Here is a 20,445-nt window from a genome sequence, read left to right on the forward strand (position 1 = left end):
GCGTGTTACTGTGAACGAAGTGAACGGTAACGGGAGAGAAAGGAAGGAAACAAAAAATGGCAATCAGAAATATCAGAGAGCTGGGAGACGACATTCTCCGCAAAAACTGCCGCGAGGTCAAAGAGATGACTCCGAAGATTCAGGAGCTCATCGATGACATGTACGATACCATGTACGAAGCTATGGGCGTGGGCCTGGCTGCTCCGCAGGTTGGTATCTTAAAGAGAATCGTGGTGATCGACACGGACGGAACGCCCTATACCATGATCAATCCGCGTATCCTGGAGACTGCGGGCGAGCAGGAGGGCAGCGAGGGGTGCTTAAGCGTGCCGGGTAAGGCCGGTATGGTACGTCGCCCGAATTATGTAAAAGCGGAAGCCTACAATGAGAATATGGAGCGCTATGAGGTGGAGGCCGAAGGACTGCTGGCACGTGCCATCTGTCATGAGCTGGATCACCTGGACGGTAAGCTGTATGTGGATCTGGTGGAAGGCGATCTCTACGATGTAGAGACCGGCGATGATGACGAGGAGTAAATACGTATGAAAATCATTTTTATGGGAACCCCGGATTTTTCTGTGGGGACACTGGAAGCGCTGATTGCGGCGGGACATGAGATTACCCTGGTGGTATCTCAGCCGGATAAACCAAAGGGACGCGGTCATGAGCTGCAGCCCACGCCGGTGAAGGAGGCGGCCCTGAAGCACGGTCTGCCGGTCTATCAGCCGAAGAAGGTGCGGGATCCGGAAGTGATCGGGAAGCTTCGTGAGACGGAGGCTGATGTGATCGTAGTCATCGCCTTTGGTCAGATTATCCCGAAGGCCATTTTGGAGATGAAGCAGTACGGCTGTATCAACGTCCATGCTTCCCTGCTTCCCAAATACCGGGGCGCGGCCCCGATTCAGTGGGCGGTTATCGACGGCGAGAAGGAGAGCGGCGTGACCATCATGCAGATGGACGAGGGACTGGATACCGGCGATATGCTTCTGAAAGGAAGTCTGGAGCTTGCGGCGGACGAGACGGGCGGCAGCCTTTTTGACCGTTTGAGTACACTTGGCGCGAATCTCTGCGCGGAAGCGCTGGAGAAGCTGCCAAAGGGTGAATTAAAGCCGGAGAAACAGGGGGAAAGCCCGACGGAATACGCGCGGATGCTGACCAAGGACATGGGTAATTTGAATTGGAATGAGAGCGCGGAGAAGCTGGAACGGCTGATCCGGGGCCTGAACCCGTGGCCCAGCGCCTATACAAAGCTGGGCGACAAGACCCTGAAAATCTGGTCTGCGCGGGTCTGTGAGAGAGCGGATGAAAATGCCACCTGTGGGGAGATCATAAGAGTGACGAAGGATACTGTCTGTGTGGCCTGCGGCGAGGGAGCGCTGGAGATTACAGAGCTTCAGCTTCAGGGTAAGAAACGGATGGATACGGGAGCCTTCTTGCGGGGTTATCACCTGGAGCCGGGCACAAGGCTTGGTTAGGTAAAGAAACCCCTCATTGGGATTCCGGTCTGCCCCGGCAAGGGCAGATGAGTGAAAGGAGTGTTACAGTATGCCTTATGGATATGGCTATGGTTATTATTTTGATCCCACTTATATTTTAGTACTGATTGGCGTGGTGATTTCCCTGTGGGCTTCGGCCAAGGTGAAAACCACCTATTCCAAATACAGCCGGGTACGCAGTATGTCCGGCCTGACCGGAGCGCAGGTGGCAGACCAGATTCTGCGGGCCAATGGCATCTACGATGTGCGTATCGAGCATGTCAGCGGCGAACTGACCGATCATTACGATCCGAAGAACCGGGTATTACGTCTGTCGGATGTGGTGTATAATTCCACTTCCGTAGCGGCTCTCGGCGTAGCAGCCCACGAGTGCGGCCATGCGGTGCAGGACGATAAGGATTATTTTCCCCTTCGCTTCCGCAATGCGTTGGTGCCGGTGGCAAATTTCGGAACCCAGGCGGCCTGGCCGATTATCATCATCGGACTGATTTTCGGAAGCAGTTCATTTCTCGTTAATCTGGGAATTCTGCTGTTCTCCCTGGGCGTACTGTTCCAGCTGGTGACCCTGCCGGTGGAGTTCGACGCGTCCCATCGGGCGATCCAGATTCTGGGAAATACAGGAATCTTATACGGAGATGAGATTCGGGATACCAGGAAGGTCTTAAGCGCGGCGGCCATGACCTACGTGGCGGCTGCAGCGGCTTCTATCCTGTCTCTGTTACGTCTCCTGATACTCTTTGGAGGAAGAAGAAATCGTGACTAAAGGAACGGATATCCGTGAGCTGGCTCTGGGGATTCTGCTGGAGGTATCTGCAGGCGAGGAGTACAGCCACATTGCGCTTCGGAATGTACTGGATAAATACCAGTATCTGGAAAAGCAGGAGCGCGCCTTTTTAACCCGCCTGGTGGAGGGAACTCTCGAGCGGCGGATTGAGCTGGATTACATCATTGATCAGTTTTCCAGTGTAAAAGTAAGGAAACAAAAACCGGTCATCCGGGAGCTTCTTCGGATGTCGGTCTATCAGCTTAAATATATGGACAGTGTGCCGGATTCCGCCGTGTGCAACGAAGCGGTGAAGCTGGCCCAGAAAAAGGGCTTCCGACAGCTGAAGGGCTTTGTAAACGGCGTTTTACGGAACATTGCCCGAAATCTTTCAACGGTAAAGCTGCCGCCGGAAAAAGAACCGGTGCGTTACCTGTCTGTGCGTTATTCCATGCCGGAATGGATGGTAAAGGAGTGGCTGACAAGCTACGGGCGGGAGCAGACGGAAACTATGCTGGCAGCCTTTTATGAAAAAGAGCCGCTGACCATTCGGGTAAATAAGAACCGAATCAGCCCGGCAGAATTAAAAAAACGGCTTGAAGCGCGGAATATTCATGTCCAGCCAGCGCCCTACATCGACGGTGCGCTGCAGATGGACGGCTTCGATTATCTGGGCGGCCTCGATGAATTCCGTGAGGGACTGTTCCAGGTCCAGGACGTAAGCTCCATGCTGGCAGTAGAAATCGCGGGCGTAAAAGCGGGAGATCACTGCATCGACGTATGCGCGGCCCCCGGCGGCAAGAGCCTGTATCTGGCGGAAAAGGCTGGAGAGACGGGCGGCGTGGACGCAAGAGACCTGACGGACTACAAGGCGGAAATGATTCGGGATAACGCGGAACGGTTAGGCGTGACAAATGTAACAGTGTCCGTGAAGGACGCCTGTGTATATGATGAGGCCTCAAAGGAAAAAGCAGATGTACTGCTGGCGGATCTGCCCTGCTCGGGTTTGGGCGTTCTGTCAAAAAAGACAGACCTCAAGTACCGCATGAGTAAGGAACAGCAGCAGGAATTACAGGAGCTTCAGCGGAAGATCTTAAGCACCGCAGAGGCTTACGTGAAGCCCGGCGGAACCCTTGTATACAGCACCTGTACCATCAACCGGGGCGAAAACGAGGAAAATGTCCGCTGGTTTCTGTCCCATTTTCCATACGAGGCGGTATCCCTGGACGACTGCCTGCCGGAGGAGCTTCGGAGCGAAACCACGAAGCAGGGATACTTACAGCTGCTTCCGGGAGTCCATCGATGCGATGGCTTTTTCATTGCGAAATTCAGAAAGAAAATTGGAAAATAAGTATGGAACAGAGAGATATCAAATCCCTGACTCTGGAGGAGCTGAAGGGTGAGCTTCAGGCACACGGGGAAAAAGCTTTCCGGGCGGGTCAGATCTATAACTGGATGCATGGAAAGCTTGCTTCCGGCTTTGACGAGATGAGCAACCTCTCCAAAAGCTTACGGGAGCTTCTGAAAAACGAATATGAATACACCAATCTGGAGATTGTAGAGGTACAGCGATCCCGGCTGGACGGAACATGCAAATACCTGTTTCGCCTCGCTGACGGCAATGTGATCGAGAGTGTCCTGATGCGCTATCATCACGGCAATTCCGTCTGTATCTCCTCCCAGGTAGGCTGCCGCATGGGCTGTCGCTTCTGCGCATCCACCATCGGCGGTGTGGTGCGCTCCTTAAAGCCCTCGGAAATGCTGGATCAGATTTACCGGATCCAGAAGGACAGCGGCGAGCGTGTCTCCAATGTGGTGGTCATGGGAACCGGCGAACCGCTGGATAATTACGATAACCTGCTTCGTTTTATCCGGCTTTTGACGGATGAAAACGGACTGAACATCAGCCAGCGGAATCTGACAGTCTCCACCTGTGGTATCGTGCCGCGGATCCGGCAGCTGGCGGATGAGAATCTGGCGATTACCCTGGCACTGTCGCTTCATGCAGTGACACAGGAAAAGCGTGCGGAACTGATGCCCATTGCCAATAAGTATCCGCTGTCGGAGGTGTTGGATGCCTGTACGTATTATCATCAGAAAACCGGGCGTCGGATGACCTTCGAGTACAGCCTGGTAGGCGGCGTGAACGATCACCCGGAGGACGCGAGGCGTCTTGCGGCTCTGGCGAAACCCATTCACAGTCATATAAACCTGATTCCTGTAAATCCGGTGACAGAGCGGAGCTTTGTGCAGCCGAAAAAAGAGGTCATCGGTAATTTCAAAAAGGAACTTGAAAAATACGGGATAAATGTTACTATTAGAAGAGAAATGGGCCGCGATATCGATGGCGCCTGCGGACAGCTGCGCAGACGTTATCTGAAAAGCGGAGAACCCGGAGAGGAGGGATCAGATGCTGAAAGCCTGGGGCATGAAGGACATCGGGAAATGCCGTGAGATCAATCAGGACTATATTTTCGTATCGGAAGAGCCCATCGGAAACCTTCCGAACCTGTTTCTGGTAGCGGACGGCATGGGCGGCCACAAAGCTGGCGATCTGGCCTCTGAATATACGGTGGCGAAGGTACAGGAAGCGGTGTCCAAGAGTATGCAGACCATTCCCTATCAGATTCTGAAGGGCGCGTTCCAATATGCGAACCAAAAGCTTTTGGAGAAGGCGGGAGAGTCGGACAGCTACACGGGCATGGGAACCACGCTGGTGGCGGCGACAGTGAAGAACGACGCGGTCTACGTGGTAAATGTGGGCGACAGCCGCCTGTATAAAATCGGCGATAAGATCGAACAGATCACAGAGGATCATTCCCTGGTAGAAGAAATGGTCCGCATGGGAGAGATTTCAAAGGAACAGGCACGAAATCATCCCGACAAAAATATTATTACGAAAGCAATGGGCGTGTCGGACACGGTGGAGCCGGATTATTTCGACACAGATCTTCAAAAGGGCGAATGCCTTCTGATGTGCTCGGACGGTTTGACAAACATGGTCAGCGACCGGCAGATCAAAGAGATCGTGGAGCTGCGCACGGATCTGGAATCCTGTGCGAAGGAGCTTATAAGAGCAGCCAACCAGAACGGCGGAAGAGATAACATTGCTGTCGTATTAATAGAGCGTGTATAACGCGGATAGGATGATGAGGTGAAATTATGGTAAGAATTGGAATGTTTTTAGGAGACCGCTACGAGATTCTGGAGAAAATCGGATCCGGCGGAATGGCAGAGGTCTTTAAAGGAAAGGATCATAAGCTGAACCGTTTTGTGGCGGTAAAGGTACTGAAGGATGAGTTTGTGGAGGATAAAAATTTTGTCCGCAAATTTAAAGAGGAGGCCCAGGCCGCGGCGGCGCTGGCCCATCCGAATATCGTGAATGTCTACGACGTGGGAGACGAGCAGAATATCTTCTACATCGTCATGGAGCTGGTAGAGGGCATCACCCTGAAGACTTATATCGAGAAGAAAGGACGTCTGACGGTGAAGGAGGCCACCAGTATTGCCATTCAGGTGGCGTCAGGTCTGGAGATTGCCCATAACAATCAGATTGTACATCGGGATATCAAGCCTCAGAATATCATCATTTCCCGGGAGGGCAAGGTGAAGGTGACTGATTTCGGTATCGCCAAATCCATCTCTTCCAATACGAATACGGCGGACGCCATGGGATCTGTACACTATACGTCCCCGGAGCAGGCCAGAGGCGGTTACAGCGACGCCAAGAGCGACATTTACTCTCTGGGTATCGTCATGTACGAGATGGTGACCGGACGGGTGCCATTCGACGGGGAGACCACGGTGGTGGTAGCGGTGAAGCACCTGCAGGAGGATATCGTATCCCCCAGAGTCTACGCTTCCGATGTGCCGGTGAGTCTGGAACATATTATCCTGAAATGTACGGAGAAGAGCCCGGATCGCCGTTATGCCAATGCGGCGGAGCTCATCGCGGATCTGAAGCAGTCCCTGCTTACGCCGGATCTGAATTTTGTCAAAGAGATCGTGCCGGATGGAGCCAAGACCGTAGCCATCACCCGGGATGAGATTTCGAAAATTAAGCGGGAGACCGGTCGGATTCCGGCGGCTGCCGACGACGCGGAGTCCAAGTACGCTTATCTGGATCGCCTGAACGCGGAAAAGGATGAGGACTATGACGACGAAGATTATGAGGATGACGAGGACTACGAAGACGAAGATTACGAGGATGACGAGTACGATGAGGATGACGGAAAACGCGGTAAAGGCGGAATCTTCGGCTTTTTGAAAAAAGATAAGAAGGAAAAAGAAGCAGACGACGAGGATGAGGATGACGAAGACAACGACGGCATCCTGGATCCGAAGATGGAGAAGATCATGACCATCGGCGGTATTGTGGCCGCGATCATTATCGTAATTATCCTGGCGGTCATCATCGGCAAGGTGCTGGGCTTCGGCAAGGGATCCGGTAATAAGAACACAGATGATACGGAGATTGCGGACGTTCTGAATGAGGAAGTAGAGGTTCCGAGTCTCTTAGGGTTAAGCTATTCCAAGGCAAAGGATGAGCTGAACAAGCTGGATCTGGGTATCAAGCTTGGCGAGACCAAGTCTTCCGATCAGTATGACGCGGGCCAGATCATCAGCCAGAGCGAGGAAGCTGGTACGAAGGTGGATCCGAATACCACAATTATTGTAGACGTATGCGGCGACGGGGAAAAGGTAGAAGTACCCGATGTGAAGGGATACAGCCAGGCAAAGGCCGAGAGCGCGCTGAAGGCGCTGGGACTGACGGTGGATATTACCGAGGTAGCCAGCGAGGATGTGGCGGCAGGAAAGGTTATCTCCACTTCTCCGGTGGCAGGCAAGAAGATTGACAAGAGCGGCGTGGTAAGCGTTGTAGTCAGCAAGGGCAAGGAAGAGGATCAGAAGATAGAGGTTCCGGCCATCACCGGCAAGACTGAGGCCAAGGCCAAGGAGCTTCTGAAGGCGGCAGGACTGGCTTCCGGCCAGGCTTCCCAGGAGTTCAGTGATACCGTAGACGAGGGCAATATCATTTCCCAGAGCCCGAAGGCAGGCACCAAGGTGGATAAGGACAGCAAGGTAAGCTATGTCATCAGTAAGGGTAAGGAAAATAAGGACGTCTATATCGGCAATTACAGTGGCATGAGCGAGTCTGAGGCTACAAGCAAGGCTCAGGGCAAGGGACTTAAAGTAGTTGTGGATTATGAATACAGCAGCTCTATGGCCAGCGGACAGGTAACACGTACCGAGCCGGGTAACGGAACTACAGTGACTGCAGGCAGTACCATTAAGATTTGGGTCAGCAAGGGTACAGAGAGCGTAAGCGTTCCGGATCTGTCCGGTATGAATGCTTCCCAGGCGCAGACAGCACTGTCATCGGTAGGCCTGACTCTTGGCGGAACGACCACGGGTACGGCAGCGCCCAGTGAAGGAGATTCAGGACGTATCTACGACTGGAGCTCCAAGGGTTCCTCTGTATCAAAGGGAACCGCCATCAGCATTACCGTATACGGAGCTTATGCCGCTCCGACGCCGGAGCAGCCGACGACCCCATCTGAGGGCGGCGATACGACAACACAGCAGTAAGTGAAAGCAGATCACACATGCAGGGAAAGATAGTAAAAGGGATTGCCGGATTCTACTACGTTCACGTAGCGGAATCCGGTATCTATGAATGTAAAGCAAAGGGAGCCTTCCGCAATCAGAAGGTGAAGCCCCTGGTGGGCGACAATGTCCGGCTGGAAGTGCTGGATGAAGAACAGAAAAAGGGTAACATTGAGGAAATACTGCCCCGAAAAAATGAGCTGATCCGCCCGGCGGTAGCCAATATCGACCAGGCGCTGGTCATCTTTGCGGCGGCAAAGCCAAAGCCCAATTTTAATCTGCTGGATCGTTTTCTGATCCTGATGCAGTATCAGAAGGTTCCGGCTGTGGTCTGCTTTAATAAGCAGGATATGGTAGACGCGGAAGAATTACAGCTCCTTAAGAACACCTACGAGAGCGCAGGCTATCAGGTGATATTCACCAGCGCGGCGAAGGAGGAGGGCATACAGGCGGTACGTGATTTACTGAAGGGAAAGACCACCACCGTGGCCGGACCATCCGGCGTAGGAAAATCATCCCTCATCAATCTGCTTTCCCCGGAGGCAGAGATGGAGACCGGTGACATCAGCCGGAAAATCGAGCGCGGAAAGCATACCACCCGTCATTCGGAGCTTTTTGCCCTGGATGAGAACACCTTTATCTGCGATACGCCGGGCTTCAGCTCCATTTACCTGCCGGAGATGGAGAAGGAGGAGCTGGGAATCTATTTTCCGGAAATCGCGGAATACGAGCCCTTCTGCCGCTTTCAGGGCTGTGCCCATATCCATGAGCCGGGCTGTGGCGTCAAAGAGGCTTTGGAGGAGAAAAAGATAAGTCCTATCCGATACGATAATTATAAGCTTCTATATGAGGAGTTAAAGGATAAGAGGAGGTATTAGTTATGATGAACAAGCTGGCTCCGTCCATCCTGTCCGCCGATTTCGCGGCACTTGGCGAGGATGTACGGAAGGTAGAGGAGGCAGGCGCGGAGTACCTGCATATCGACGTGATGGACGGACATTTTGTCCCGAATTATTCCCTGGGTATCCCGGTCATCGAGTCCATCCGCAGGAAATCTGTGATGGTATTCGACGTCCATCTGATGATAGACAATCCGGATCAGTATATCAAGGCTTTCGCGGAGGCCGGAGCGGATATTCTGACCGTTCACGCGGAGGTCTGCCCCCATCTGAACCGGACCATCGCGGCTATCAAGGAAAACGGCATGAAGGCCTGCGTGGCCCTGAATCCGACCACGCCGCTGAACGTACTGGATTATGTGCTGGAGGATCTGGATATGGTGCTTCTGATGACCATCAACCCGGGCTTCGGCGGTCAGAAGTACATCGAGAGCAGCACCAGAAAGATTCAGGAGCTGCGGAAAATGATGGAGGCCCGCGGCCTCGAGATCGACATCGAGGTAGACGGCGGCATCAAGCTGAACAATGTGAAGACTGTTCTGGACGCAGGCGCGAACATCATCGTGGCAGGATCCGCGGTATATGGCGGCGACGTGCAGAAGAATGTGGCAGACTTTATGAAGATATTGGGTGAAGCATGAGAACAGTAATTATCAGCGGGGGCAGAATCGAGCGCGATTTTGCCCTGTCTTTTTTGGAAAATGAAACCTTTGAGCAGTTTATCGCAGTGGATAATGGACTGCGCTTCTGCTATGACAATCAGATAAAGCCCACATGGATTGTGGGCGACTTTGACACGGCGGCGCCGGAGCTGGTGGAATATTACCAGACACAGACCGATATTCCCATCCGCCGCTTCAATCCGGTGAAGGATTCCACAGACAGTCAGATCGCCATAGAGCTGGCCCTGGAACTGGGAAGCAGTGAAATCACGCTCCTTGGCGGCACGGGTACCCGTATGGATCATGTGCTGGGCAATATTCAGAGCCTGATGCTGGCAAAGAAAAAGGGCGTGTCCTGTGTCATTCTGGATGAATATAACCGAATTCAGCTGATTGATGGGGAGACGAGACTGAAGAAATCGGAGCAGTACGGTAAGTATGTGTCCCTGCTTCCTCTGACTACCGAGGTCACCGGCGTGGATCTGACCGGTTTTAAGTTTAATCTGACCGGTCACACCTTCACCAGTACCGGAAGCGCAGGACTTGGCGTCAGCAATGAAATTATCGAAGATATTGCGGAAATCCGCGTAAAATCCGGAATTTTTGTGTTAATCGAGTCCCGGGACCTTCCGAAACGATCCGAAATATCTGAAAAAAGCAACAGAAATACAAAGTGAAATGCTGGGTTGTCTGCATCCCGGGCGCATTTTAAAATGGAAATTCATGGAAACACCATGGGAATGTTGTAAAATTGTCGAAAAACTGCGGAATATGTTTGTGCATAATTACCAAAAAAACGGGTAGACTAGCCTGCAGACGAAATGTTTCGGCAGGGATTGACAAAGGAAAGACTTGCTGTCATAATACGTCCATCAAAGCAAAAGCGCTTTGAGCTAGACTTTGAATTCGTATTCAGGCCTAAAGGAGTGAAAGAAAATGCAGACAAAAAAGATTAAGCTGAACGCAACAGAGGACGTAAAGGAGTTTGTACAGGGCGCAAGCAAGTGCGATTTTGATGTGGATGTTTATTACAACCGCATCCTCATCGACGCCAAGTCCATTCTCGGCGTGCTGAGCATGGATCTGAATCAGATTCTGACTGTGAAATGTCACGGTGAGAACGGCGATTTTGATCGGGTGCTGGCAAAATTTGCAATAGCTTAAAACTAACCGATAAAAGAATACGGCGACAGAAGAAGGAGTCTTCGGCATCCCTGGGATGCCGGAGGCTCCTTCTTCGTTATCAGGGGCCGTTGCCGGGGCTTGCGATCCGGCATTTTTTGTTTCGGTAATTTTACAGGAGCATGCGGCTGTGCTACAATATATTTTTAGAGAACAGCGGTTGGTGAAAGCCAACCGGGAAAAAGCAGGAGAGACCGATACATGGAAGAGACAAGGCCGCAGATCCGCATTTCCGTGCGGGACCTGGTGGAATTTATTCTCCGATCCGGAGATTTGGACAATCGAACAGGAACGAAAACGGATCTGGAAGCCATGCAGGCCGGCGGGCGCCTTCACCGGAAGATCCAGCGGCGGATGGGCGCGCATTATACCGCTGAGGCTGCCCTTAAGCTTCTGGTTCCCATGGGCGACTTCGACTGCTTGGTGGAAGGGCGGGCCGACGGAATCTTTACGGAGGACGGGGAGGTCTACATTGACGAGATTAAGGGCATGTACCGGGATGTGATGCTTCTGGAGGAGCCTGTCCCCGTGCATCTGGCCCAGGCGCTCTGCTACGCCTGCATTTATATGAGACAGCAGGATCTGCCCCGGATCGGCGTCCAGATGACCTATGGCAACCTGGAGACCGGGGAACTGAGGTATTTTCGCTCAGAGCATAAGAGAGAAGCATTGGATGCCTGGTTTGATGAGCTGATGGCCCGCTATGAGAAATGGGCCCGGTTCCAGTACGCGTGGAAGCAGATCCGAAAAGCCAGCATCCGGCCTCTGGAATTCCCCTTTTCCTATCGGGAAGGGCAGCGGGATCTGGCGGCGGGCGTGTACCGGACCATTGCCCGGGGAAAACGGCTTTTTATTCAGGCGCCCACCGGCGTCGGCAAGACCATTTCTACGGTATTCCCGGCGGTGAAGGCCGTGGGCGAGGATCTGGGCGACCGCATCTTTTACCTGACGGCCAAGACGATCACCCGGACCGTGGCCGAGGAAGCCTTCGGAATCTTACGGACTCAGGGTCTGCGCCTGAAGGCAGTGACCCTGACAGCGAAGGAGAAGCTCTGTATCTGCGGGACCCCGGACTGCAATCCGGACGCCTGCCCCTATGCAAAAGGGCATTTCGACCGGATTAACGATGCGGTCTATGAGCTGTTGACGACCGGCCCGGATGCCATCGACCGTGAGCTTCTGCTTTCCCAGGCGGAGCGGCACCGGGTCTGTCCCTTTGAGCTGAGCCTGGACACAGCGACCTGGACCGACGCCATTATCTGTGATTACAATTATGTCTTCGATCCGAACGCGCGCCTGAAGCGCTTCTTCGGCGAGGGTGTGAAGGGCGATTACCTGTTCCTCATCGATGAGGCCCACAACCTGGTGGAGCGGGGGAGGGAGATGTTCAGCGCGCGCCTTTGCAAAGAGGATTTTCTGGAGCTGAAGCGGGCGTTAAAGGGCAGGGATAAAAAGGCTGAACGCCTGCTGGACCGCTGCAATAAGTATCTGTTGGGCTTCAAGCGGGAGTGCGAGACCTGGCAGCTTCATGAGAACATCGATCCGCTGATTCTGCTTACGCTGTCTCTGTCCACGGAGCTGGACCGTCTGCGTGAGGAGGGGCTGGAGCCGGAGCTGGACGCACAGGTGCTGGAATTCTGGTTTACCCTGCGGGATTTCCTGAATACGGCGGATCTGCTGGATGAAAATTATGTGATCTACAGCGAATTGGGAGAAAATGGAAACTTCTATCTGAAGCTCTACTGTGTGGAGACTGCGGAGAACATCCGGGCCTGTCTGGATAAGGGGCGGGCTGCCGTCTTTTTCTCGGCCACCCTGCTTCCCATGCCCTATTATAAGCATCTGTTGGGGGCGGAGGATGATTACGCGGTCTACGCCCGGTCGCCCTTCAGGCCGGAAAAGCGGCTGCTTCTCCTGGGGCAGGATGTGAGCAGCCGCTATACCCGCCGGAACCGCAGCGAGTATGAGCGGATAGCCGCGTATCTGAAGCAGATGAGCAACGCGCGGATGGGGCATTACCTGGCCTTTTTTCCGTCCTACCGGATGATGGAGGATGTCTACGATCTCTATCTGGAGTTGGATGAGGGGCGGACCGAGTGCGTCATTCAGCAAAGCGGCATGGGGGAAGCACAGCGGGAGACCTTCTTAAGCCGTTTCCGGGAACCGGCCTGTACCCGCAGTCTCCTGGGTTTTTGCGTGTTGGGCGGTATCTTCTCCGAGGGCATCGACCTGAAGGGCGAAAGCCTTATCGGGGCGGCCATCGTGGGTACAGGTCTGCCCCAGATCTGCAATGAGCGGGAAATTCTGCGGCAGTATTATGAGGGAAGGCAGATGGACGGCTTCGCCTACGCCTATCGTTATCCGGGCATGAATAAGGTGTTGCAGGCCGCAGGGCGGGTTATACGAACCGAGGAGGATCTGGGCGTGGTATTGCTTCTGGACGACCGGTTTGGGACAGCCGAGTACACGCGCATGTTTCCGCTGGAGTGGAGCGGCGTGCGGGGATGCCGGAGCCGGGATGTGGGAGAGCAGATCGAGGCCTTCTGGAAGATACAGGAAAAATAAAAACACCGATAAGTATGTCTGAGAATAAGACTACTTATCGGTGTTTTGCTATACTGTCCTAGGCAGTAAAATACTCCAGAAACTGCTTTGCAGCAGGACTCAGCGGCAGCTGCTCACTGTGCACCAGCATCAGCTGCCGGCTGGGCAGCTCTTCCGCCAGTGTCAACGGGAACAGATCGCTGGAATGGTTGGGCAGGCAGTAATCTGGCACGAAAGCAATGCCCAGACCAATGGTTGCCAGGTCCAGCAGCAGATCATTACTGGAAAGCTCGATTTCCGGCACCAGATCCAGCTGATGCTGCTGGAACAGGGCATGCAGATATTCGTTGGTGGTACTCTTGCGATCCAGCATCAGAATCGGATAGTTCAGAAGCTCCCTGAAACTCAATTTCTGATTTTCCAGATTAAAATAATTCCGGTTGGCAATAAAGACGTCCTGAAAGCTGCGGACTTTTGTCATATGTCCGGTATTGCCCAGTCTGGAATTAGGGTAATTGGAAAAAATCAAATCCACCTGACCACTTTCCAGAAGATCCACGCAGCCAATGGAGGTATTGTTGGTAACCTTGATATGGATTCCGGGAAATTCCCTGTGGAACCGGCTCAGGAAAGGCCCCAGAAAATACCGGCAGATGGTGTCGCTGGCACCGATGCGCAGCTGGCCGCCGCCCAGGGAATTGGCCTCCATAATCTGATTTTCACCCCGTTTTATCAGGTTGATGGCAGGCTCGATATGGCGCAGCAGAATCTCACCCTCGGGGGTCAGCTGCACCCGCTTTGTGCTCCGGATAAAGAGGTTCTGGTTCAGCTTCTTTTCCAGTACCTTGATGGACTGGCTCACCGCCGACTGAGAGATAAAGAGCTGCTTGGATGCTTCGGAGAAGCTTAAGGTTACAGCCACATGATAGAAGACCTTGTAAAGCTCGTAATTGATATCCATGAAATCACTCCTTCTTTTTCTGATATGCCGACAGAAGCGCAAGGGTCAGAAGGCCGATGGCAGTCAGCAGGGAAATTGCGTCGCCCACCCGGAACAGGATCGGAAGGGTAAAACGAATCGTGACAGTACCGTGCGTCTGTTCCGGAAGCGTGACGCGAAGCCGAACAAGGGTATCACTGACGCCGGTGGAAAGCTTCTGTCCGGATTCATCCTGAGCCCGGTAATAAGGGTAATAGTTAAAGGGCACATCCACATAGGAATCGGAAGCGCCGCTGCTGTTTTCATAGGTGAAAGAAGCGCAGGTGCCGTCTCTGGAAATATTGGTCAGCGCAACACCCTCCGACGCGGTGAAGGTGATGTCCTGGCTGCGAAGCTCCCGGGTACTGAAATAGGCTCCGTCATCGGAAATCAGGTACAGCACGTCGGTGGTCTGAATCTGATCCAGCTGATTTTCCGCTGTGGCAAAGGTGTCCGCTTCATTGACATAGCTGCTGAAATAAGATCCTGCGGACCAGGTCAGGAAGAGAGCGCAGCCGAAAAATAAAAGCTTCTGACCGGAGCGCTCCCGGAAATAGCCGCAGACAGCGATAGCTGATACCACGCAGAGAAACAGCGTCGCGAAGGTCAGAAACCGGGAGGAAAACTGAATGGCCCCGGCTACGCGGTTAATGAGCCCAATCCGCTGCAGCCGCTCCCAGGGAAAATAAATGGTAGAGGCGTAGACGGACAGCCAGCCAAATACCATGCACCAGGTACCAAGCTTTCTCTGAAAAGCCGGAAGCCGGTTTTTCCTGCGGAAGCAGAGGGCGAGGAACAGCAGGATTCCCATTAGCAGGAGAAGACCTATGGAATAAGGCATTTCCCCGGCAACAGAGCCCCGACCGAGAGCGTCGCCTGCGGGATTTAAGAGACCGACGTCAAAGAGCTGGATGCCGTACAGGGAATAACCGGCCAGATTGCGGGTGTCGTCAAGCAATACCAGCGGATACCGCATCAAATCGAGGAAGGGCAGAATTGACCACAGGTTCAGAAGCACCGTGACGCCGCCCGCGAGTACGATATGAAGCAGCCGCTTCCGGTCTTTCAGACGGGGCAGGCAAAGCAGAGCGAACAGTACCGCAAAGCCCAGAGCCAGCTCGGTGGAAATCATGTGGGACTGAAAAAGTGCGGTGAAAGCCAGCACAGCAGTCAGCCATTTCTTATAATTCCCATAGAAAAGCTGGTACATGCCGAGCATCAGCAATGGCAGGAAAACGGTCGCCAGAATCTCGCCCACAGCAGAGCGGGTGTAGAGATTGATGAGCCGGTAAGCCGACAGGGTGTAGAAAAACGCGGCGGTCATGCCAAGCTTTCGGGAACGGCACAGGCGGGAAAAAGCGTAATATGCCATGCCTGCTGTAGCCAGGTTTACACAGAACAGAAGCAGCCGATAGCAGCCGATGGGGGACATGCCAAGCCGAATCAGCAGCGCGAAGGGATACAGGAAAAATTCTGAATAAAAAGTCGGATTCATATAACCGAAGCCCCGGAACAGTCCGGAATGGATGCGCACCGGAAGCTGGGTAAACAGATCCTGAGCCAGATAAAAGAGACGGCTGTAGTGGAAGAACATGTCATGGCCGTTTAAAAGCCAGGGCAGAGTCAGCGGCATGGAAGACCAGACAGACGCAAAAGCCAGCGTAATCAGGATCTCCGGCCGGATGCTCCGGCGGGTTCGGTACAGCAGAAGCAGGCAGGAGGCCAGCAGTAAAAGCGCTGCCAGAATCAGCGGATCCCGGTAGAGGCCCCGATCGGAGAGCAGATAGATGCCCCGGAAGGTAAGGGGATTTTCTGCCAGCACGCGGAACTGTACGCAGGTCAGGGAGTCGTCCAGGGTAAAGGACAGGGTCACTTCTTCCTGTCCGGGCTCTACAGGAGCCTCATTCAGCACGCGTCCGGAGGTATTGTCAGAATTCAGATACAGGGGATCGTATACCTGTACAGTGCTGCCGTCCGCATCGGCTGTGACGGCAAAGGTCAGATGATAAGTACCCTTTTTTAAATAATGGCCGTCGCTGGTGAGTGGGACGGAACCGGCGCCCCCGGGAATAGTCAGCGTCTCATTTTCCACAGTGACGATACCGATGGCGTCTTCCGGATAGTTCATTTCCTCACAGGTAAAATTGCGCTCCACATAATCGGTGAACGGAGCAGCCAGAATCATAACAAGCAGAACCAGCGTAAAGAAAAGCTGGCCCCGGAATTTCAGCAGCTGTTTCATAAAAATCTCCTTTTTAATTAAGAAGTCAGATCTTGTTTTTTTCAGTATAACACAGAAAAAGGAGAAAAGCCATTAGATAAAGTTATAAATTAATTTAAATATATTAATTATACTTATGGAAAGTTTTGTGCTAAGATGGAGACAGGAATTGTTACAAGATGGATAATGTGGTATAATTACGCGAAAGTGTATGATACCGTGCTGAAATACTATCATTATTAGGAGGTCGGTTATGAGCAACGTAAGAAGAATTTATGTGGAGAAAAAGGACGCTTTTGCCGTAAAGGCGGAGGAACTTCAAGAGGAGATCCAGAGCTTCCTGGGAATTGAGGATGTAAAGGGCGTGCGGGTGCTGATCCGTTACGATGTGGAGAATATCTCTGACGAGGTATTCGAGCGTGCCTGCCGGACGGTATTTTCCGAGCCGCCTGTGGATATGTTATATGAAGAGACCTTTGAGATCGCACCGGACGCGAAAGTATTCAGCGTGGAGTACCTGCCGGGACAGTTCGACCAGAGAGCGGATTCTGCTGTGCAGTGCGTCCGTTTCCTGAAAGAGGATGAACAGCCGGTGATCCGCACCGCCACCACCTACGTCATCGAGGGCGGCATTTCCGATGAAGAACTGGCTTCTATTAAGAGCTACTGCATCAATCCGGTAGATTCCCGGGAGGCAGCCGTGGAGAAGCCGGAGACCCTGGTGACCGTATTTGACGAGCCGGCGGACGTGAAGATTTTCGACGGCTTCTGCGATATGGACGAGACCGCTTTAAAAGAGCTTTACAGCTCCCTGAACCTGGCCATGACCTTCCGTGATTTCCAGCACATTCAGAACTATTTCAGAGGCGAGGAACACCGGAATCCGTCCATGACCGAGATCCGCGTGCTGGATACATACTGGTCCGACCACTGCCGTCATACCACCTTCTCCACGGAGCTGACCGACGTAAGCTTCGAAGAGGGTTACTATAAGAAGCCCATCGAGGACACCTATCAGCAGTACCTGGCTGACCGTGCTGAGATTTTCAAAGGAAGAAAGGACAAGTTTGTCTGCCTGATGGATCTGGCGCTGATGGCCATGCGGAAGCTGAAGGCCGAGGGTAAGCTTCAGGATCAGGAGGAATCCGATGAGATCAACGCTTGCTCCATCGTGGTACCCGTGGAAATCGACGGCGAAACGGAGGAGTGGCTGGTAAACTTTAAAAACGAGACTCACAACCATCCGACTGAGATCGAGCCCTTTGGCGGCGCAGCCACCTGTCTGGGCGGCGCGATCCGCGACCCGCTGTCAGGCCGTACCTATGTATATCAGGCCATGCGTGTAACCGGCGCGGCTGACCCCACCGTATCCGTAAAAGAGACCCTGAAGGGCAAGCTGCCCCAGAAGAAGCTGGTGCGCGGCGCAGCCCACGGCTACAGCTCCTACGGCAATCAGATTGGTCTGGCTACCGGTTATGTAAAAGAGATTTATCATCCGAACTACGTGGCGAAGCGTATGGAGATCGGCGCGGTCATGGGCGCGGCTCCCAGAAAGGATGTCATCCGTGAGACATCGGATCCGGGCGATCTGATCATTTTGCTGGGCGGCGAGACCGGACGCGACGGCTGCGGCGGCGCTACCGGTTCCTCCAAGGTACACACTGAGAAGTCCATTGAGACCTGCGGCGCAGAGGTGCAGAAGGGTAATGCTCCCACCGAGCGGAAGATTCAGAGACTGTTCCGCCGTCCGGAGGTAACCCGTCTGATTAAGAAGTGCAACGACTTCGGCGCAGGCGGCGTATCCGTAGCCATCGGCGAGCTGGCAGACGGCCTGAAGGTAAACCTGGATCTGGTTCCGAAGAAATATGCAGGCTTGGACGGCACCGAGATCGCTATTTCCGAGTCCCAGGAGCGTATGGCTGTTGTAGTAGATAAAAAGGACGAGGCAGAGTTCCTGAAATATGCTGCAGAGGAGAACCTGGAGGCTACCACCGTAGCTGTGGTAACCGAGGATCCGAGACTGGTGCTTTCCTGGAGAGGAAAGGAGATCGTGAATATCTCCAGAGCATTCCTGGATACCAACGGCGCTCACCAGGAGACCACCGTAGCGGTAGACCTGCCCACCGAGCAGGATAAATACTTTGTAAGAAATGACGTCGAGGATGTCCGCGCCAAATGGCTGGATACCCTGAAAGACTTAAATGTATGCTCCCAGAAGGGCCTGGTGGAGATGTTCGACAGCTCCATCGGCGCAGGCAGCGTCCTGATGCCCTACGGCGGCAAGTATCAGCTGACCGAGACCCAGGCCATGGTGGCAAAGCTTCCGGTGCTGAAGGGCAAGACAGACGTGGTTACCATGATGAGCTACGGCTTCGATCCGTATCTGTCCAGCTGGAGCCCCTACCATGGAGCAGTATACGCAGTCATTGAGTCCGTGGCAAGAATCGTGGCAGCAGGCGGCGATTACAGCAGGATCCGTTTCACCTTCCAGGAGTACTTCCGCAGAATGACCGAGGATCCCCACCGTTGGAGCCAGCCCTTCGCAGCGCTTCTCGGCGCTTACAGCGCGCAGCTGGGCTTCGGTCTGCCCTCCATCGGAGGAAAGGACAGTATGTCCGGTACGTTTAACGAGATCGACGTACCGCCTACACTGGTATCCTTCGCGGTGGACGTGGCCAGCGACAAGACCATCATCACACCGGAGCTGAAGAAAGCCGGTAATAAGCTGGTTCTGGTGCAGATTCACAGAGACGCTTACGATCTGCCGGATTACGGGGAGATCAAGGATCTGTACGGCAAGTTCTTCGAGGATGTAAAGGCAGGCCGCATTCTGTCCGCCTACGCTCTGGACGGCTCCGGCCTGGCAGCCGCGGTCAGCAAGATGTCCTTCGGCAATCGCTTAGGCGTAAAGATCGAGGCCAATGTAGATAAGAGAGACCTGTTTACCGCAGGCTTCGGCGACATCGTAGCCGAGGTTCCGGCTGACAAGGTGGCTGAGCTTGGCGTAACTTATACGGTAGTTGGCGAAGTAACCGAGAGTGGCTTCGCTTACGGCGATATGAAGATTGACACCGAGGAAGCGCTGAAGACCTGGGAGGAGCCTCTGGAGAAGGTATTCCCCACCACCGCAGTGGCAGGAGCCGAGAAGGTGGAAAGCCCGCTTTACAAGGCGGACAGCGTCTATGTATGCAAGCATAAGGTAGCGCGTCCCACCGTATTTATCCCGGTATTCCCGGGCACAAACTGTGAGTATGACAGCGCCAAAGCCTTTGAGCGAGCAGGCGCGGACGTGATTACCAAGGTATTCCGCAACCTGACTGCAGAGGATATCCGCGAGTCCGTAGAGGAATTTGAGAAGGCCATCAATCAGGCACAGATTATCATGTTCCCCGGCGGCTTTTCCGCAGGCGACGAACCGGACGGTTCCGCGAAGTTCTTCGCGACGGCCTTCCAGAACGCCCGCATGAAGGAAGCAGTGATGAAGCTCTTAAATGAGCGCGACGGACTGGCACTTGGTATCTGCAACGGCTTCCAGGCACTGATTAAGCTGGGATTGGTACCCTACGGCGAGATCGTGGGACAGAAAGAGGATTCCCCGACCCTGACCTTCAATACCATTAACCGTCACGTCTCCAAGATGGTTTACACCAAGGTAATGACCAACAAGTCACCGTGGCTTGCGGGCGCAGAGCTGGGCAAGACTTATGTAAACCCGGCTTCCCATGGAGAGGGACGTTTTGTGGCGAGCAAGGAGTGGATCGACAAGCTTTTCGCGAACGGTCAGGTAGCGACCCAGTATGTCAATCCGGATGGCGAAGCCAGCATGGACGAGTATTGGAATGTAAACGGTTCCTACGCAAGCATTGAGGGAATCACAAGCCCGGACGGACGTATCCTTGGCAAGATGGCGCACTCCGAGCGCCGCGGCGACTCCGTTGCCATCAATATTTACGGAGAGCAGGACATGAAGATCTTCGAGTCCGGCGTAGCATATTTTAAGTAAGACAAAGGAATGTTTATGGACACAAAAAAGTTTGAATTTTTTTGCAGTCGTGTAGCAGCAGGGGTAGGAATCCTAATCTTGGGATTCCT

The 20,445-nt window shown here is 53.5% G+C and carries 15 protein-coding genes; 13 read left to right on the plus strand and 2 right to left on the minus strand.

Annotated features, from left to right (window positions below; genetic code table 11):
* Positions 1-56: 56 nt before the first annotated feature.
* The 12 genes from def to ACESZP_RS05790 all read left to right on the plus strand — a co-directional run bounded on the left by def (position 57) and on the right by ACESZP_RS05790 (position 13,174).
* Positions 57-536, plus strand: a complete 480-nt coding sequence (gene def / locus ACESZP_RS05735; protein ID WP_178039891.1) for a peptide deformylase — start codon at positions 57-59, stop codon at positions 534-536.
* A 6-nt stretch (positions 537-542) separates the two neighbouring features.
* A complete protein-coding gene (gene fmt / locus ACESZP_RS05740; protein WP_499708305.1) occupies positions 543-1,475 on the plus strand; it encodes a methionyl-tRNA formyltransferase in 933 nt (310 codons plus the stop codon).
* Positions 1,476-1,545: 70 nt separating this feature from the next.
* Positions 1,546-2,259: a zinc metallopeptidase gene (locus tag ACESZP_RS05745; RefSeq protein WP_178039893.1), complete on the plus strand. Its 714-nt coding sequence runs from the start codon at positions 1,546-1,548 to the stop codon at positions 2,257-2,259.
* A complete protein-coding gene (rsmB, locus tag ACESZP_RS05750; RefSeq protein ID WP_499708306.1) occupies positions 2,252-3,610 on the plus strand; it encodes a 16S rRNA (cytosine(967)-C(5))-methyltransferase RsmB in 1,359 nt (452 codons plus the stop codon). The genes ACESZP_RS05745 and rsmB overlap by 8 nt, the downstream gene beginning before the upstream one ends.
* Before the next feature lie 2 nt (positions 3,611-3,612).
* Positions 3,613-4,713: a dual-specificity RNA methyltransferase RlmN gene (rlmN, locus tag ACESZP_RS05755; RefSeq protein ID WP_499708308.1), complete on the plus strand. Its 1,101-nt coding sequence runs from the start codon at positions 3,613-3,615 to the stop codon at positions 4,711-4,713.
* On the plus strand, positions 4,670-5,395 hold the full coding sequence (locus ACESZP_RS05760; RefSeq protein ID WP_178039896.1) for a Stp1/IreP family PP2C-type Ser/Thr phosphatase: 726 nt from the start codon (positions 4,670-4,672) through the stop codon (positions 5,393-5,395). Before rlmN ends, ACESZP_RS05760 begins: the two co-directional genes overlap by 44 nt.
* A 26-nt stretch (positions 5,396-5,421) precedes the next feature.
* Positions 5,422-7,848 carry a Stk1 family PASTA domain-containing Ser/Thr kinase gene (gene pknB / locus ACESZP_RS05765; protein WP_499708309.1) on the plus strand — a complete coding sequence of 809 codons (2,427 nt, stop codon included), beginning with the start codon at positions 5,422-5,424 and terminating at the stop codon, positions 7,846-7,848.
* A gap of 17 nt (positions 7,849-7,865) precedes the next feature.
* Positions 7,866-8,744, plus strand: coding sequence for a ribosome small subunit-dependent GTPase A (rsgA, locus tag ACESZP_RS05770; protein ID WP_178039898.1), 879 nt, complete (start codon positions 7,866-7,868; stop codon positions 8,742-8,744).
* Positions 8,745-8,749: 5 nt separating this feature from the next.
* The gene (gene rpe / locus ACESZP_RS05775; protein ID WP_178039965.1) at positions 8,750-9,406 is read left to right on the plus strand and encodes a ribulose-phosphate 3-epimerase; all 657 of its coding nucleotides are present in this window, start codon (positions 8,750-8,752) and stop codon (positions 9,404-9,406) included.
* Positions 9,403-10,104, plus strand: coding sequence for a thiamine diphosphokinase (locus ACESZP_RS05780; protein WP_499708310.1), 702 nt, complete (start codon positions 9,403-9,405; stop codon positions 10,102-10,104). The genes rpe and ACESZP_RS05780 overlap by 4 nt, the downstream gene beginning before the upstream one ends.
* Positions 10,105-10,363: 259 nt before the next feature.
* Positions 10,364-10,591, plus strand: coding sequence for an HPr family phosphocarrier protein (locus tag ACESZP_RS05785; protein ID WP_178039900.1), 228 nt, complete (start codon positions 10,364-10,366; stop codon positions 10,589-10,591).
* Between the two features lie 219 nt (positions 10,592-10,810).
* Positions 10,811-13,174: an ATP-dependent DNA helicase gene (locus ACESZP_RS05790; protein WP_499708311.1), complete on the plus strand. Its 2,364-nt coding sequence runs from the start codon at positions 10,811-10,813 to the stop codon at positions 13,172-13,174.
* A 58-nt stretch (positions 13,175-13,232) separates the two neighbouring features.
* Here ACESZP_RS05790 and ACESZP_RS05795 read toward each other — a convergent pair whose 3' ends face one another.
* Both ACESZP_RS05795 and ACESZP_RS05800 read right to left on the minus strand, forming a co-directional pair.
* Positions 13,233-14,114: a LysR family transcriptional regulator gene (locus ACESZP_RS05795; RefSeq protein ID WP_499708312.1), complete on the minus strand. Its 882-nt coding sequence runs from the start codon at positions 14,112-14,114 to the stop codon at positions 13,233-13,235.
* Positions 14,115-14,118: 4 nt separating this feature from the next.
* Complete coding sequence (locus ACESZP_RS05800; RefSeq protein ID WP_499708314.1) at positions 14,119-16,374, minus strand: putative glycosyltransferase family protein; 2,256 nt, start codon at positions 16,372-16,374, stop codon at positions 14,119-14,121.
* A gap of 232 nt (positions 16,375-16,606) precedes the next feature.
* Here ACESZP_RS05800 and ACESZP_RS05805 point away from each other — a divergent pair, with 232 nt between their 5' ends.
* A complete protein-coding gene (locus ACESZP_RS05805; protein ID WP_499708315.1) occupies positions 16,607-20,356 on the plus strand; it encodes a phosphoribosylformylglycinamidine synthase in 3,750 nt (1,249 codons plus the stop codon).
* Positions 20,357-20,445: the final 89 nt, after the last annotated feature.

It is taken from the genome of Candidatus Dorea massiliensis AP6, from assembly GCF_964245105.1.
In the GTDB taxonomy this organism is placed as follows: domain Bacteria; phylum Bacillota; class Clostridia; order Lachnospirales; family Lachnospiraceae; genus Laedolimicola; species Laedolimicola intestinihominis.

What these genes read in the sequence shown, in the direction of transcription:
- def (WP_178039891.1), top strand. Translation starts at nt 57, where the DNA reads ATGGCAATCAGAAATATCAGAGAGCTGGGAGACGACATTCTCCGCAAA.
- fmt (WP_499708305.1), top strand. Translation starts at nt 543, where the DNA reads ATGAAAATCATTTTTATGGGAACCCCGGATTTTTCTGTGGGGACACTG.
- ACESZP_RS05745 (WP_178039893.1), top strand. Translation starts at nt 1,546, where the DNA reads ATGCCTTATGGATATGGCTATGGTTATTATTTTGATCCCACTTATATT.
- rlmN (WP_499708308.1), top strand. Translation starts at nt 3,613, where the DNA reads ATGGAACAGAGAGATATCAAATCCCTGACTCTGGAGGAGCTGAAGGGT.
- ACESZP_RS05760 (WP_178039896.1), top strand. Translation starts at nt 4,670, where the DNA reads ATGCTGAAAGCCTGGGGCATGAAGGACATCGGGAAATGCCGTGAGATC.
- pknB (WP_499708309.1), top strand. Translation starts at nt 5,422, where the DNA reads ATGGTAAGAATTGGAATGTTTTTAGGAGACCGCTACGAGATTCTGGAG.
- rsgA (WP_178039898.1), top strand. Translation starts at nt 7,866, where the DNA reads ATGCAGGGAAAGATAGTAAAAGGGATTGCCGGATTCTACTACGTTCAC.
- rpe (WP_178039965.1), top strand. Translation starts at nt 8,750, where the DNA reads ATGAACAAGCTGGCTCCGTCCATCCTGTCCGCCGATTTCGCGGCACTT.
- ACESZP_RS05780 (WP_499708310.1), top strand. Translation starts at nt 9,403, where the DNA reads ATGAGAACAGTAATTATCAGCGGGGGCAGAATCGAGCGCGATTTTGCC.
- ACESZP_RS05785 (WP_178039900.1), top strand. Translation starts at nt 10,364, where the DNA reads ATGCAGACAAAAAAGATTAAGCTGAACGCAACAGAGGACGTAAAGGAG.
- ACESZP_RS05790 (WP_499708311.1), top strand. Translation starts at nt 10,811, where the DNA reads ATGGAAGAGACAAGGCCGCAGATCCGCATTTCCGTGCGGGACCTGGTG.
- ACESZP_RS05795 (WP_499708312.1), bottom strand. Translation starts at nt 14,114, where the DNA reads ATGGATATCAATTACGAGCTTTACAAGGTCTTCTATCATGTGGCTGTA.
- ACESZP_RS05800 (WP_499708314.1), bottom strand. Translation starts at nt 16,374, where the DNA reads ATGAAACAGCTGCTGAAATTCCGGGGCCAGCTTTTCTTTACGCTGGTT.
- ACESZP_RS05805 (WP_499708315.1), top strand. Translation starts at nt 16,607, where the DNA reads ATGAGCAACGTAAGAAGAATTTATGTGGAGAAAAAGGACGCTTTTGCC.